The organism is Sphingomonas humi (assembly GCF_039536725.1).
In the GTDB taxonomy this organism is placed as follows: Bacteria; Pseudomonadota; Alphaproteobacteria; order Sphingomonadales; family Sphingomonadaceae; genus Sphingomicrobium; species Sphingomicrobium humi.
Genome location: NZ_BAAAZD010000002.1, coordinates 1,160,774 through 1,174,654, shown reverse-complemented (window position 1 = coordinate 1,174,654; position 13,881 = coordinate 1,160,774). Strand labels below are relative to the sequence as shown.

The following is a 13,881-nucleotide window of genomic DNA, read 5'->3' as shown; positions in this document are numbered from 1 at the left end:
GCTCGCTCCAGTCGGCAAAAGCCCGCCTCATGGCTATCCGACGCAAGCCCCCGCATCCGGCCCGCGGGCTCATCATCTGGCTGATCCTGCTTGCCGTGCTGGTGGCGCTCGCCATCTGGCTGGCCGGGAGCGTCAAGGAACAACCCACCCGCCCGATCGAGGTGGACGTTGCCCGTCCCGCGTAACCGGCTGCTTCTGACGGGCGCGCTGGCCGCCCTGACGATTCCGGCGCTGGCGCTGGCGCAGCAGAGCCTGCTTCCGCCCAATTTCAACGATACCGCGACCGCCAACGAGCAGTCGAATGCGCAGGCCAACCAGCAGCAGGCGCCCGACAGCAGCGCGGCCGAAGCCAGCGGGCAGCAGCGCGGCGGCGCGTCCGAAGGCGCGGCGGTGGTCGAAAGCGAAAGCCTTACCCCCGACGAACTGGCCAACATCCCCGCGCCCGCTCCGCCGGTCGAAATACCCGATGCCGCGCGCCGTGATCCGCGGCTGGTGGGGGCGCTCGACCCCTCGCAATGGGGCCTCGGTTCTTCGCCGTGGGGCAATGCCAACGGCAGTTTCCTGTCGGGGCTGATGCGGAGGCTCGATACGCCGCTGCCGAGCCGGTGGCTGCACATCGCGCTTCGCAACGCCTTGCTGGCCCGAAGCGAGGCGCCGCCCGAGGTCAATCCCGTCGACTGGGTTGCCGAGCGCGCGTGGCTGCTGCTCCGGATGGGTGAGGCCGATGCCGCGGCGATGCTGGTCGCCGGGGTCGATGTCGCCGACTTCACGCCCAAGATGACGCAGGTCGCGGTGCAGAGCGCGCTTGCCTCCGCCGACCCGGGCGGGCTTTGTCCGCTGCGCGAGAAGATGGCCAAGGTCGAAGCCAGGGTGATGCCGCTGACCGACGCCATGTGCGCTGGCCTGACCGGCGAGGCGAGCGCTGCCGCGACCCGGATAGAGCAGGCCCGCCGCCGCGGGCCGATCACCGGCATCGACCATGTGCTTGCCGACAAGGTCGTGGGTGCCGGTGCCGACACCGGCCGCGCCGCGACGGTCGAATGGGACAATGTCGAGGCGCTGACCGCCTGGCGCTATGGCCTTTCCGCCGCCACTGGGCTGATGCCGCCGGCCAAGCTGCTCGAGCGGGCACCGGCGCGGCTTCGGGCGTGGCAGGCGCGCGCGCCCATGCTGAGCGCCGAGCAGCGCCTGCCATCGGCGCGGATCGCGACGGGGCTAGGGGTCTTTTCCTCGGCGGCGCTCGGCGATCTTTACGCTTCCATCTACGACGCGACCGATCCGTCGGACCTTCCGGGCACCGACGCCTGGCAGTTGCGCCTCGCCTTTGCAGCGCGCGATGAAAATGAGCGGGTCGCGGCAATGCGCCGCCTGTGGGGGAGCGGCGACGACCAGCTGCAGCGCCTCGCCGGGGAAGCGCTGGTGTCGCTCGCCGCCAGCCGGGTGCGGCCCGCCGCCGCGCTTGGAAGCGACGCGCCGAAGCTGATCGCCTCGCTGCTTGCCGGCGGGGACGAGGCGGCGGCGGCGCGCTGGGCCGGGGTGATCGGCGACCTCAGCGATGATGCGGCGGCCGACCAGGCCTGGGCACTCCTCGCGCTCGGCACCACCGCGCAGGTCGACATGTCGTCGAGCCGGATCGAAGATTTCATCGACGCCGACACCAGCACCGACAAATCCCGCTCCAAGCTGTTGGTCGCCGGGCTTGCCGGGCTTGGCCGGATCGATTCGGAGACCGCGACCGCGCTCAACCGCAGCTATGGGCTCGGGCTCGGGCGGACCAGCGTCTGGACCCGCCTGATGATCGAGGCGGGCACCCGCCGCCAGTCGGGCAGCACGCTGGTTCTGGTGGCGATCGGGATGCAGGCGTCCAACCCGGAGCGCATTCCGTCCGCGCACCTGTTCCAGTCGCTGAAGGCCATGCGCAGTGCCGGGCTCGAGAGCCAGGCCCGCCTGATCGCGGCCGAGATGATCGCAAGGACAGTCAAGGGCCAGTGATGCCGGGGGCCATGTGAACGGGGACGACCGCGCGCTCGTCGACCGCTTCGCCGACGCCCTGGCTGCCGAGCGCGGGGCCGCGCGCAATACGCTGCTCGCCTACCGCAGCGACCTTGCCGCCGCCGCCGAGGTGATGGGGGGCCTTGGCAACGCCGGCGCCGACGAGATCGGCCTGCTTGCAGGCGCCTGGGCCGAGCTTAGCCCGGCAACACTTGCCCGTCGTTCCGCCGCGCTGCGCCGCTTCTTCGGGTTCCTCGTCGACGAAGGGCTGCGCGCCGACGATCCTTCCGCCGCCTTGCCCCGTCCCCGCACGGTGCGCCCACTTCCGCGCATCCTCGAGCGGCACGAAGTGGACGCGATGTTCGCCGAGGCCGAGGCGCGGGCATCGAGCGGGGAGCCGCTTCGCCTGCGCAATCTTGCTCTCCTCGAACTGCTTTATGGGTCGGGCCTGCGCGCGACCGAACTGGTCAGCCTGCCCGCCGCCGCGCTGGCCCGGCCCGAGCCGTTCCTGATCCTCGCCGGCAAGGGCGGCAAGGAGCGGCTGGTGCCGATTTCCGACCGGGCCCGCAATGCCGTCGCGCGCTGGCGCGAGCATCGGCCCAAGGGCGGCGCCTGGCTGTTTCCGGGCGGGACCAGGCATATCAGCCGGGTCCGCCTGTTTCAGCTGGTCCGTGCCATGGCCGCCGACGCCGGGATCGCGCCCGAGCGGGTGAGCCCGCATGTCCTGCGCCACGCCTTTGCGACCCATCTGCTGGCGGGCGGTGCGGACCTTCGCGTGCTTCAGGCGCTGCTTGGCCACGCGGATATCGCGACGACGCAGATCTACACCCATGTCGATGCCGGCCGGCTGGTCGAGCTGGTCAACCGCGTCCATCCGCTGGCACGCGCCAACCTTGCCAAGCAGGGCCGTCCGGCCTAGCCCGCGGCCCGATATGCTGACCTTCCTAGACTTCGAAAAGCCGATCGCCGAACTCGACGCCCGCGTGGCCGAGCTCAAGGACACGGCACGCGGCGGTGACCTCGACATCGATTCCGAAATCGAACGCCTCGAGGCCAAGAGCAGCCGGATGCTCAAGGACACCTATTCGCGGCTGACCCCGTGGCAGAAGACCCAGGTCGCCCGCCATCCCGAGCGCCCGCACTTTCGCGACTATGTCGCGGGGCTGACCGACGAGTTCATGCCGCTGGCCGGCGATCGCGCCTTTGCCGACGACCAGGCGATCCTCGGCGGCCTGGCCCGGATCGACGGGCGCAAGGTGATGCTGATCGGGCATGAAAAGGGGTCGGACACGACGACCCGGCTCAAGCACAACTTCGGCATGGCCAAGCCCGAGGGCTATCGCAAGGCGATCCGCCTGATGGACCTCGCCGACCGCTTCGGACTGCCGGTGATCAGCCTGGTCGACACGCCGGGCGCGTTTCCGGGGGTCCAGGCGGAAGAGCGCGGGCAGGCCGAGGCGATTGCCCGCTCGACCGAGCGCGGGCTTGCGCTCGGCGTACCCTCGATCGCCGCAGTGGTGGGCGAGGGGGGCTCGGGCGGCGCCATCGCGATCGCCGCCGCCAGCCGGGTGCTGATGCTGGAGCATGCGGTCTATTCGGTGATCAGCCCCGAAGGTTGCGCGTCGATTCTGTGGCGCACCGCGGACAAGGCGGCCGATGCCGCCGAAGCCATGCGGATCACCGCCGCCGATCTTCTCTCGCTGAAGGTCATCGACCGGATCGTGCCCGAGCCGCTCGGCGGTGCCCATCGCGCCCCCGCCGACGCCATCGCCAACCTCAAGGCCGCGATCGTCGAGGAGCTTGACGGCCTTACCGGCAAGACCCCCGACCAGCTCCGCCAGGCCCGCCGCGAGAAATTCCTCGCAATTGCCTGACCTAACGCCTTGCGCCGCGCGCAAGTCGTCTCTAGAGGCCCATTCCAGCGTGGGCGTGTAGCTCAGTGGTAGAGCACTGTGTTGACATCGCAGGGGTCGCAAGTTCAATCCTTGCCACGCCCACCATTTTTCCTTCCTCAGAGCAGATTTGCAGGATCGGCGATCCTTCTGGGTCGCTCAGGATGCCTGAGCTGGCTGACAGTGTAGGTCGGCGCATGGTCGATAACGGATGCTGGCCGGAAAGCGGTCGCGTTGCGGCACTTAAAACCCGTCAGCCAGGCAGCCGCAATTTACCAACTATGCCGCGATAGCCTGGTGGTTGCGCCGGACGTCAGTGGCTGGCGGCGCGCCGAACTGGTGCTGGCGTTCAAGCGAGAATTGCGAAGCGCTCAAGTAGCCGACGGCGAAGGCGGCCGAGGTCGCGCTGCAATCGTCGGCGAGCAGCAATTGCCGGTGCAGGCTTGTACGGCTCATCCCGCTCGCTTCGCTCAGCGCCTCGATCCGCGGCCCCTGGTGATGAGTGTCGCGGGTCCATGATACTTCCCGCCGAACGCGGTCCGAGGCACGGTCGGGGCGAGCGACCTGACGAGCGCCGAAGCTCGCCTCGGCATCTACGTAACCGCCGCGGAAAAAGAGGGTGCATAAACCCAAACGTTCACTCGTAAGAGAATTAGTGTTGCAAGGCTTCGCAACTTGCGGCACGTTCCCTCATCGGCGCTAGGGGCGCGACCTTGGAGGAGGGGACGATGGGGATCTGCAATCGCTTTGTGGGCGTGTCGATGTTGGCCTTGATGTGGGCTGGTGCGGCCGAGGCGCAGACGCCGCCGCCGGCCGACCCGGGCGCCTCCACTGCGCAGGCGGACAGCACGACGGCAGAGCCGGGCGAAGTCATCGTCACCGCTCGCCGCCGCAGCGAGAATCTCCAGCGCACTCCGCTGTCCGGCTCGGTCCTCTCGGGCACCGATCTGGCTGAAAAGGGCATTGCCAACGTCGATGCGCTGCAGTTCGGCACGCCGAGCGTCGTCGTCAATAATTTCGGCCAAGGCATCGACTTCAACGTCCGCGGCATCGGCAAGGGCGAGCACAACACCCAAACCGCGACGGGCGTTATCACCTACCGCGACGGCGCTCCGACCTTCCCGGGCTATTTCCAGCTCGAGCCTTATTACGACGTCGCCAACATCCAGGTACTGCGCGGCCCACAGGGCACGATCGTCGGCCAGAACGCCACCGGCGGCGCGGTGTTTGTCAACAGCAACGATCCGATCATCGGTGGCGGCTATCGCGGCTACATCAACGGCAACGTTGGCAATTATTCGCAGTTCGGCGGCGAAGGCGCGGTGAACCTGCCGGTTAGCGAAACCTTCGCTGCCCGCATCGCCGCCTACGGCCTGCGCCGCGACGGCTTCTTCAACGTCAAGGGTCCGGGCGGCACCAAGTATACCGGCAACAATGGCGATCAGCGCCACGCGGCCGGCCGCCTCAGCCTGCTGTGGAAGCCGACCAGCCAGCTCTCCGTCCTGTCGAAGACCGACCTCGTCTATCTCGATATGGGCGCTTATCCGGCGAGCCCGTTCCAGAACTATTACAAGAACTTCCCGATCGGCTCGTCGACGCCGAACCCGACCTACAGCGACCTCTACGACATCAATCTCAACTCGCCTCAGGAAGCGCGCGACAAGTTCTTCCGTACTATCTTGCGCGTGAACTATGAGTTTGGCGGCGGGATGCAGCTGCGGTCCGTCAGCGCCTATGCCAAGGGCAACACCAAGTATCGCGCCGACCTCGACGGTACCGCGGCACTGACCCCGGTCACCGCCGACCGCACCTTCTTCGACAGTGTCGACGAACGCCAGATCAGCCAGGAAGTCACCCTGATCTCGCCCGACACCGGGCGCTTCACCTACCTGCTCGGCGCTTTCGGGGTGTGGAACAAGTACAACTTCCTCGCGCCTTTCCAGTTCGTCAGCGACAACAGCTCGGCACCGGGCGCCGCCAGCGAATACCGCCTGCAGGGCATCAATCCGAACCGCTCGCTGGCGGCTTTCGGTCAGATCGGCTTCGCGCTGACGCCGCAACTGAAGGTCGAGCTCGGCGGCCGCTACACCGCCAGCCGCAGTCGCAACGACGTAGATATCCTGCAGTTCGGTACGCCGATCGTCGCCGAACAGCTCACCAAGTCGAACGATTTCTCCTACAAGGCGTCGCTCGGCTATGAGGCGAGCCGCGACCATTACCTGTACGGCTTCGTCGCGACCGGTTTCAAACCGGGCGGCCTCAACGTTCCGGTCGGCCTCGGCATCCCGGCGCCGTTCACCGAGGAAACCGTGACCTCGTTCGAGCTTGGCTGGAAGGGCTATTTCGCCAACCGCCACATCCGCACCAACTTCGCGGCCTTCTACAACAAGTACAAGGACTTCCAGGTCATCGTCGGCAATCCGACGCTGCCGGTATTCGGGCTCGAGATCAACGTCCCGGGCACGACCAAGATCAAGGGTATCGAGGGAGAGATCGAGGGGCGGTTCGGCGGCCTGACGCTCGGCCTTGGGTTCAACGTTCTCGACAGCAAGATCGGCCAGTTCTTCGCGCTCGACCAGCGGGGCACGTTGAGCCTGGCCCCGTGTTTGCCGGCGACCGGTCCCGCGACCGCGCTGTGCCGCAACCTTGGCGGCAACGACCAGACCTACGCGCCGAATTTCACCTTCAACGCCAACGCAAGCTATGATTTTGCGCTCGGCAACAGCACCACGCTCACACCGCGGATCAACTTCGGTCATGTGGGCAAGCAGTGGGCGACCCTGTTCGAGAATGCCGCCCGCGGCGATCGCATTCCGCAGCGCAACATCATCAACGCGCAGCTTGCACTGCGGCACGGCGACCTGACCGTGACGGCTTATTCGACCAACCTGACGGACAAGCATTATCCGGCGGCGCTCAACAGCGGCCTCTACTTCGCGGGATCCCCGCGGCAGTATGGGCTGAAGGTCCAGAAAGCCTTCTAGCACCGAAGAACCAGAGCGGGGCGCGCGCCGACAAGGACGCGCCCCATCCTCCCGCGAGCGAGCACCATGCAAGACTATCCGTTGACGATAGATCGGTTCCTGAAGCACGCCGCCAAATGGTCCGGCTCGCGCGAGATCGTGTCCGCCCGCCATGGCGGAGGAAGCGTCCGCACCAGCTACGCGGAGGTGCACGCGCGCGCCAATCGCCTGTCCGGTGCGCTCGCCAGTCTCGGCGTCGAGGTGGGCACGCGGGTGGCGACGCTGGCCTGGAACAGCCGCCATCATGTCGAGACCTATTTCGCGGTCATGGGGATGGGCGCTGTCTGCCACACGCTCAACCCACGCCTGACTTCCGCGCAGCTCGCGGCCATGGTCATCGAGGCCGAGGACGTTATCATCGCCGTGGCGGAAGATCTCGCGCCGCTGGCCGATGAGCTGATGGCGATGTGCCCCGGCCTTAGGCACCGCATCCTCCTCGACACCGACGGACCCGGCTCGCTCGACGACCTGCTGGACCGTGCCGGCGCGGACCATGCGTGGGGCGACTTCGACGAGCGCAGCATGGCGGGGCTTTGCTACACTTCGGGTACCACCGGAGCGCCCAAGGGCGTGCCCTACACGCACCGCTCGAACTACCTTCACACGCTTCGCGCGCTTGGCGCCGATGTCGTCGGGCTCACCGCCGCCGACAGCCTGTTACTGGCGGTGCCGATGTTCCATGCCAACGGGTGGGGCCTGCCCTTCGCGGCGCCCGCGGTAGGGGCGAAGCTGGTGCTGCCAGGTCGTGCTCTGGACGGCGCCAGCCTGGCAAGGCTGATGCGCGACGAAGAGGTCACACTCGCCGTTGGCGTGCAGACCGTCTGGCTCGGCCTCCTTGATCACCTCGAGCGCACCGGCACCCATTTGCCGAAACTGGAGCGGGTCATCATCGGCGGCTCGCACTGCCCGGAGGCGTTGCTACGCCGACTGGAGGAAGGGTTGGGTGCGCGCATCCAGACCAGCTGGGGCATGACCGAACTGTCGCCGATCGGCACCATGTCGCCGCCCGGCGAAGAAGCCGTGGCAGGCACATCCGGCCGCCCGGCAATCGGCCTCGACCTCAAGCTCACCGATGCACAGGGAACGACCCTCCTTGAGCAGCGCAGTGTCCAGGGCCACCTCAAGGCGCGCGGCGCCAGCGTGCTTGACCGTTACCTCGGCGACGACAGCGACGCGCTCGACGAGCAAGGCTATTTCGACACGGGCGACCTCGCCATGATCGACGAGGCCGGCAATCTCATCATCTGCGGCCGCTCCAAGGACCTGATCAAGTCTGGCGGCGAGTGGATCAATCCGGCGGAGATCGAAGCGATCGTCGGCGACCACCCCTCGATCCGCCACGTAGCCGTGATCGGCCGCAGCGATCCCAAATGGGGCGAGCGCCCGCTAATGGTAGTGGAGCGCTCGGCCGGCGGCGATGCGTCCGAGCTTCTCGCCCTGCTCAAGGGCCGCGTCGCCGACTGGTGGATTCCCGACCGGGTGATCGAGGTCGAAACCATGCCGCTTGCCACCACCGGAAAGATCGACAAGCAACGCCTCCGCGCCGACCACGCCAGCGCGGCTTGAGATCAGCAGCCGGCGGCCGGCGGCGCGATCGGCGGGGCTAGCAGCCCGGCGTTCCAATTCCACCCGTCCTTGCCCGCGGCGCGGCGGCGGCACATGACGCTCTCGGTGAACTCGAACATGCCCGGGAAGAGGTCGCGCTTCGGCACAGGTGTGCTGCCAAACCAGAGGTAATTCTCTGCCGCACCGTAGGCGGGCCAGGCCGGAGCGCCGCGCGCGACGGGTTGTCCTGTCGTCACAAAGCTCGTCCAATAGTCGATCATCGTGTTCGACAACCGGCGCTCGGACGCCGTGGCCGGGACCTTGGGCCAGCGCGGCGGGGTGCCGTCGAACGTGCCCCAGGTGTAGGGCAGCTCGGACGCGTGGAAGGCGTGCAAGCCCGCCTCGTCGGCCGCCGGGTAGCCATGATCGAACAGGTAGAGATAGGCTCGCTGGCCGATCGCTGTCTGCTTGCGGGCGACCCGCTCGGCGGTCCAGCCGTAGAGGCTGTCGCGTGTCGCCGCGATGGTGCCCTCGGCGTGAGCCGCGCTTGGATAGAGCTTGAGGAAAGCCGGGGCGAGATCGCCGTAGCGGGCGGTGATCTCGCGCTCATATTCGGTGGCGCTCGCAGCGGTCTTCGGCGCAAGCATCCTCAGCGAGCGGATCTCACCCTGGTTGAAACCCGCCAGCATCGGCACCTTCGCCTGCTCTCCGCGATCGAAGGCATCGACCATCTGGCTCGGTAGGACCTCGCCGTCGACCACGCCGAACGGGAAGAATCCAGCCTTGGCCGCAGCGCCGGTCAGCGCCAGCGGATCAAGCTTGCGCATTTCCGCGATCGACGGCGCCTTCAGCGCTGCCCCGAGCAATTGCCCGCCCAATTCCCAGGCTGGAAGCCCGAAGCGCGCCCGCTTCAGTTCCGGCATCGAGATCATGTAGCTGCTCTGCGCGATGGCCCCGCGGAACAGCCCACGCGCCTGCGGAGATGTCATCAGATATAGCGCGCTCAGCCCCCCGGCGGATTCGCCCGCGATCGTCACCTTGGCGGGATCACCGCCGAATGCCGCGATGTTCCGCTGCACCCAGCGCAATGCCGCAATCTGGTCGAGCAGCCCGTAATTACCCGATCGCCCGGTCGCATTCTCCTTGCCGAGGTCCGGATGCGCCAGCCAGCCGAGCACGCCGACGCGGTAATTGATCGACACGACAATGATGCCGCGTTCGGCCAGCCGCTGCCCGTCGTAGAGCGCTTCGCGGCTGCTGCCGGTCAGCAGCGAACCGCCATGGATCCACACCATGACCGGTGCCTTGCGCGCCTTGGCGGGGGTCCAGATGTTGAGCGACAGGCAGTCCTCGCTCATCGGCAGGGTCACGCCATTGTAGATGTTTGGCGGTCCGCCCGAGGGCTGCACGCAGGCTGGTCCGAAGTCGGTGGCCTTGCGATCGCCGGTCCACCGCTCCAGCGCGACCGGCGGGCGCCAACGAAGCTCCCCGATCGGCGGCTTGGCATAAGGAATACCCTTGAACACCCGGATCGCGCCGGAAGTCGTTCCGCGCACCGCGCCGGCCGGTGCGTCGACCCGCTGGGCGGGGGCAGGACTTGCGGCGAGCGCAGCCACAGCAAGCAGCATCGTCTTCATGCCCGGGCCTCCCTGCGGTCGATGGTTCGCGCCAGTCGCATGAACAGCGCGATGGCGATCAGGTAGAATGGGGTAAGCGTGTAGAGCGCGAGCTGCAGGCCGTTCGTTGTGCCGCGTGCCGCGAACCAGTCGCTAAGCTGACCGACCCAGGTCGGTCCGAGGCCGAGGCCAATGAAATTCATCACCAGCAGCAGCAGGGCTCCCGCCAGTACCCGCTGGTTGGGGGCGCTCTCCTCCTGCACCAGCGTGACGGAGCAGGAGAGATAGAAATAATTGAAGAACATGACGACCGTCAGCAGCATCAGAGCCAGCGGCCAGGACGGCGCCCACACGAAAGCGAGGTAGAAGGGCAGGGCGATCCCCAGCGAGATGGCCGGAAGGGTGGCGAACCCGCGGCGGCTGGTCCGCGTCACGCGGTCGATGATCCGGCCGGACGCCAGCATCCCGCCGCCCATCCCGATCACGATCACCAGCGCATACCAGATCGCGACCTCGGACAGGCTCATCCCCTTTTCGCGCATCAGAAACAGCACGGCGAAGTTGCCAAGGCCGTAGGTGACGAACTGCGTCGCCCCGCCGCCGAATGCCGCCAGCGACATCACCGGATTGCCGAAAAAGCTCTTCACCGTTCCCCAGAAGGGGGCGGGGCCGGCCACATCGATGGGATTGGCGTCGGTCGCCCCCTTGACCGGCTCGGGCACCAGGAAGGGCAGGGCCAGCGCGGTGACGATGCCGACCGCACCGATCGCGATGAACGCGTCGCGCCAGTCGAAGGCGGCGGCGATCGAGGCACCGAGAGAGATGCCAAGCGCCGCGCCGATCGGCGGCCCGAGGTTATAGATGCCGAACGCCATGCCGCGCCGACCGGGCGGGAAGGTGTCGGTGATCAGCGCGTAGGAAGGTGGCACGCCTCCCGCTTCGCCGAAGCCCACCGTCATCCGCGCCAGCGCGAGCTGGGGATAGGTGCGGGCAAAGCCGCAGGCCATCGTCGCTGCGCTCCAGATTCCGCAGGCAAGGCTCAGCACCGCCACCCGATTGGTTCTGTCGGCCAGCCAGCTGACCGGAATGGCGATGAAGCAATAAAATGCCGCGAAGTAGAGCCCGCCGAGCAACCCGAGCTGACCGTCGCTGATCTGCAGCTCGTCCTGGATCGGCTTGGCCAGAATCGCCAGCAACTGCCGGTCGAGGAAGTTCAGGACATAGACGAAGGTCAGGGATGTCAGGATCAAGCCCGGGCTGCGCCGCCTCGCACCCGTCATGCCGTTGCCGAACTGCTCCGCCTGCACCGCCATACGCCCGACCCTCCACTGTCAGGTCTGGAATGGACAGCAGCAACGGGCGCAAGTCAATGCACGCTCACTCGTGTGTGAATATGTATTCTGGCCTCCCAGTGCGCTTGACGCATGCTGCGGCGCAGCACAGGTAAGGAGGGTGACAGAGGCAGCCAAACCCGTCCGCCGCTCCCGCAAGGCCGAACAGCGTGCCGAGACTATGGAGGCCATCTACGATGCAGCAGAGGAGCTTTTCTCGAAGCATGGGCTCCATGGTGTCACCCTCAAAGACGTGGCCAAGCAGGTCGGGGTCCATCACACCCTGCTGAATTACTATTTCACCGACAAGAAGTCCCTGTTCGACGCGGTGTTCGGCCGCCGCGCCGTCGTCACCAGCGCGCGGCGCATGAAGGCGCTGGACGACTATGAAGCGGCAGTCGGCGATGAGGTCACGGTCGAGGGCGCTCTTCATGCCTTCCTCGATACTGACCTCGACACCTACATTTCCGGCGGCGAAGGTTGGCGAAATTACGCCAAGCTCGGTGCGCAAGTCGCGAACACGCCCGAGTGGGGTGCCGACCTGATGGACGAACATTTCGACCCTGTTGTCCTGCGCCTGATCGCCTTGCTGCAGAAGGCCCTTCCCGGGTGCTCGCGCGCTGACATCTTCTGGGGCTACCACTTCGTCACGGGAGCCCTGATGCTGACTCTTGCCCGCACGGGGCGAATCGACAAGTTATCGGGCGGGCTGTGTCGCTCTGACGACTTCACCGCGGTCAAGGAACGGATGGCGCGGTTCATGGCCGCGGGGCTACGCGAGATCTGCGTGCAGAAAGCAGTCAGCTAGATTCTATGAACGCGCTGAGTTCAGTTCGGTCGGTGCCGCGTTTTCGATCGGCTACCAGCTTTGCTGATCAGACAGTCGGGCCCTAGCTCAGCACCGCTTATCCAGCCGAATACCGAAGCGTTGCGGTGCGTCTGCATGCCCTACGAGCAGCTCCCACTCCGTCTGGCAGGCCTGTTCGCGATCGGCCCAGCCACCTGGCGAAAGGCTTTCGACGCGCTCCGAATGGCGTTCCGTGATGAGCAGCAGATGCTCGCCCTTTTCACGGTCGCGGCGGGCGAAGAGGGCCATTTCCTCGTCCCCGCCGCAGGTCACGAAGAGCGCCTCATAGGCCATCTGGAACCTGCACCATTCGCCAATTGACATGGTCTTGCTGCGAAGAGGCATACGAACTCCGGATTAGGGGAGGCATAATCGTCACACGGCTTACGCAAGCACAGGGGAGCCGGCGGTCCTATCGGGGACCACGCTCGTCGGCGAACTCGAACACAGCGAGTCGCTCGCTTGGGTAAGATTATGGAAAATCACTTGCGGTGCAACACGAAGAGAATGGCCGAGCCAGCGGATCGGGTCGGACCTCCTGATTGCCCGCGTCAGATGTCCTCGCCCGGACCCTTGCGCCCCCACAACCGCTCCATGATCAGGTAGGTGAAGGACGCGCTCCAGGCCACCAGCACGAGGCCGTTCAGCGCCTCGAGGCCGGCGACGATCCGGATATTGCCGCGCGGCAGGATGTCGCCGATCCCGAGCGTCGTGTACGAGGCGATCGAGAAATAGAAGTGATCCTCGAACCACCCGGGCCCGCCGAGGATCGCCCCAGTCAGTTCTCCCTCGCCAGCCCAGTCGAGCAGCGAAAGACCAAGCGCATAGAGAACCACCTCGACCAGATGCGCCGCAAAGACGGTGGTCAGCACGATCGGCAGCGGATGGCGGATCCGGTTTCCCTTGCGGTAGATCCAGCGGCCGAGCCCCTCCAGCACCCACAGGTGCACGAGGAAGCAGGCGCCGATCAGCGCCACGGCCACCACCGTCGTCAGCAGCATCTTCCCCCCGTCGCGTAGAGTGGCGAGCCTTTTGCGTGAAACAGGATCGGTGCGAGTTTACGCCTCGCTGGACTTCACGGGACCCGCCGGCCGCCGAGGCGACGACCAGTCGATCGCTCGACGAGCATTCCGTTTTCCTGGTGAGGCCAATCCGATCGCCTTGGCCGCCAGGAGCATCCGGCTTGTAGCGGCAGTCGATTTCATCCGTCAAAGGCCCGCAAGCGGAGGCCTCAAGACGTCAGACGACCTGCGGATTATCGGGCGGCAAGGGCCTTGCCATCGAGGCTTGCGACTGCCGGGGATTGAGAAGGGCCGTTCAACTTGCTGCCGACGCTGTCGACGGCAGCGGTCCCGGCGATGGCAATGGCGGCGGCGACGAGGCCGCATTCGATCGCCGTCGGCTCGTTTTCGTGCCCGCGAAGCTTCCGAAGCAATTGCCGCATGATACCCTTCCGTCACTCGTGCACGAGCGATGCTGGCGAAGGGGTCATCTTACCGGGCCGCAGTTCACAAAGGGTTACTGCCAGGGAGTTCGAGAAGGCCGACGACACCCTTTCGGCAGCTCCTCGCACCCCGCGCGCGCCGTCGGGAATCCTGAGGCGCGGGCCGGCCGCGTTGTTGGAAGGGCCGAGTT

The 13,881-nt window shown here is 66.6% G+C and carries 13 protein-coding genes and 1 tRNA gene; 8 read left to right on the top strand and 6 right to left on the bottom strand.

Features of this window, described 5'->3' with window-relative positions; translation table 11 throughout:
- Window positions 1-29 precede the first annotated feature (29 nt).
- From ABD729_RS13560 to ABD729_RS13540, 5 genes are all read left to right on the top strand, one after another.
- A complete protein-coding gene (locus tag ABD729_RS13560) occupies window positions 30-185 on the top strand; it encodes a hypothetical protein (protein WP_344711216.1) in 156 nt (51 codons plus the stop codon).
- Window positions 169-1,992 carry a hypothetical protein gene (locus ABD729_RS13555; protein ID WP_344711213.1) on the top strand — a complete coding sequence of 608 codons (1,824 nt, stop codon included), beginning with the start codon at window positions 169-171 and terminating at the stop codon, window positions 1,990-1,992. The genes ABD729_RS13560 and ABD729_RS13555 overlap by 17 nt, the downstream gene beginning before the upstream one ends.
- Before the next feature lie 13 nt (window positions 1,993-2,005).
- Window positions 2,006-2,911: a tyrosine recombinase gene (locus ABD729_RS13550; RefSeq protein WP_344711210.1), complete on the top strand. Its 906-nt coding sequence runs from the start codon at window positions 2,006-2,008 to the stop codon at window positions 2,909-2,911.
- A gap of 13 nt (window positions 2,912-2,924) precedes the next feature.
- A complete protein-coding gene (locus ABD729_RS13545; protein WP_344711207.1) occupies window positions 2,925-3,866 on the top strand; it encodes an acetyl-CoA carboxylase carboxyltransferase subunit alpha in 942 nt (313 codons plus the stop codon).
- 51 nt (window positions 3,867-3,917) lie between these two features.
- A tRNA-Val gene (locus ABD729_RS13540) sits at window positions 3,918-3,992 on the top strand.
- Window positions 3,993-4,163: 171 nt separating this feature from the next.
- Here ABD729_RS13540 and ABD729_RS13535 read toward each other — a convergent pair.
- On the bottom strand, window positions 4,164-4,340 hold the full coding sequence (locus ABD729_RS13535; protein ID WP_344711204.1) for a hypothetical protein: 177 nt from the start codon (window positions 4,338-4,340) through the stop codon (window positions 4,164-4,166).
- Between the two features lie 305 nt (window positions 4,341-4,645).
- On the opposite strand from ABD729_RS13535, the gene ABD729_RS13530 reads away from it, so the two are divergent.
- On the top strand, window positions 4,646-6,868 hold the full coding sequence (locus tag ABD729_RS13530) for a TonB-dependent receptor (protein WP_344711201.1): 2,223 nt from the start codon (window positions 4,646-4,648) through the stop codon (window positions 6,866-6,868).
- An 81-nt stretch (window positions 6,869-6,949) separates the two neighbouring features.
- A complete protein-coding gene (locus ABD729_RS13525; RefSeq protein WP_344711198.1) occupies window positions 6,950-8,473 on the top strand; it encodes an AMP-binding protein in 1,524 nt (507 codons plus the stop codon).
- 2 nt (window positions 8,474-8,475) lie between these two features.
- On the opposite strand, the gene ABD729_RS13520 is transcribed toward ABD729_RS13525, so the two are convergent.
- The gene (locus tag ABD729_RS13520) at window positions 8,476-10,089 is read right to left on the bottom strand and encodes a carboxylesterase/lipase family protein (protein ID WP_344711195.1); all 1,614 of its coding nucleotides are present in this window, start codon (window positions 10,087-10,089) and stop codon (window positions 8,476-8,478) included.
- On the bottom strand, window positions 10,086-11,381 hold the full coding sequence (locus ABD729_RS13515) for a spinster family MFS transporter (protein ID WP_344711192.1): 1,296 nt from the start codon (window positions 11,379-11,381) through the stop codon (window positions 10,086-10,088). The genes ABD729_RS13520 and ABD729_RS13515 overlap by 4 nt, the downstream gene beginning before the upstream one ends.
- A gap of 139 nt (window positions 11,382-11,520) precedes the next feature.
- On the opposite strand from ABD729_RS13515, the gene ABD729_RS13510 reads away from it, so the two are divergent.
- Window positions 11,521-12,207: a TetR/AcrR family transcriptional regulator gene (locus ABD729_RS13510; protein WP_425564905.1), complete on the top strand. Its 687-nt coding sequence runs from the start codon at window positions 11,521-11,523 to the stop codon at window positions 12,205-12,207.
- 87 nt (window positions 12,208-12,294) lie between these two features.
- Here ABD729_RS13510 and ABD729_RS13505 read toward each other — a convergent pair whose 3' ends face one another.
- The 3 genes from ABD729_RS13505 to ABD729_RS13495 all read right to left on the bottom strand — a co-directional run bounded on the left by ABD729_RS13505 (window position 12,295) and on the right by ABD729_RS13495 (window position 13,690).
- Window positions 12,295-12,591, bottom strand: coding sequence for a hypothetical protein (locus tag ABD729_RS13505; protein WP_344711189.1), 297 nt, complete (start codon window positions 12,589-12,591; stop codon window positions 12,295-12,297).
- Between the two features lie 206 nt (window positions 12,592-12,797).
- Window positions 12,798-13,247, bottom strand: coding sequence for an ion channel (locus ABD729_RS13500; protein ID WP_344711186.1), 450 nt, complete (start codon window positions 13,245-13,247; stop codon window positions 12,798-12,800).
- Window positions 13,248-13,501: 254 nt separating this feature from the next.
- A complete protein-coding gene (locus ABD729_RS13495; RefSeq protein ID WP_344711183.1) occupies window positions 13,502-13,690 on the bottom strand; it encodes a hypothetical protein in 189 nt (62 codons plus the stop codon).
- Window positions 13,691-13,881 lie beyond the last annotated feature (191 nt).

What these genes read in the sequence shown, in the direction of transcription:
- ABD729_RS13515 (WP_344711192.1), bottom strand. Translation starts at nt 11,381, where the DNA reads ATGGCGGTGCAGGCGGAGCAGTTCGGCAACGGCATGACGGGTGCGAGG.
- ABD729_RS13520 (WP_344711195.1), bottom strand. Translation starts at nt 10,089, where the DNA reads ATGAAGACGATGCTGCTTGCTGTGGCTGCGCTCGCCGCAAGTCCTGCC.
- ABD729_RS13560 (WP_344711216.1), top strand. Translation starts at nt 30, where the DNA reads ATGGCTATCCGACGCAAGCCCCCGCATCCGGCCCGCGGGCTCATCATC.
- ABD729_RS13505 (WP_344711189.1), bottom strand. Translation starts at nt 12,591, where the DNA reads ATGCCTCTTCGCAGCAAGACCATGTCAATTGGCGAATGGTGCAGGTTC.
- ABD729_RS13530 (WP_344711201.1), top strand. Translation starts at nt 4,646, where the DNA reads ATGTTGGCCTTGATGTGGGCTGGTGCGGCCGAGGCGCAGACGCCGCCG.
- ABD729_RS13535 (WP_344711204.1), bottom strand. Translation starts at nt 4,340, where the DNA reads ATGAGCCGTACAAGCCTGCACCGGCAATTGCTGCTCGCCGACGATTGC.
- ABD729_RS13545 (WP_344711207.1), top strand. Translation starts at nt 2,925, where the DNA reads ATGCTGACCTTCCTAGACTTCGAAAAGCCGATCGCCGAACTCGACGCC.
- ABD729_RS13500 (WP_344711186.1), bottom strand. Translation starts at nt 13,247, where the DNA reads ATGCTGCTGACGACGGTGGTGGCCGTGGCGCTGATCGGCGCCTGCTTC.
- ABD729_RS13495 (WP_344711183.1), bottom strand. Translation starts at nt 13,690, where the DNA reads ATGCGGCAATTGCTTCGGAAGCTTCGCGGGCACGAAAACGAGCCGACG.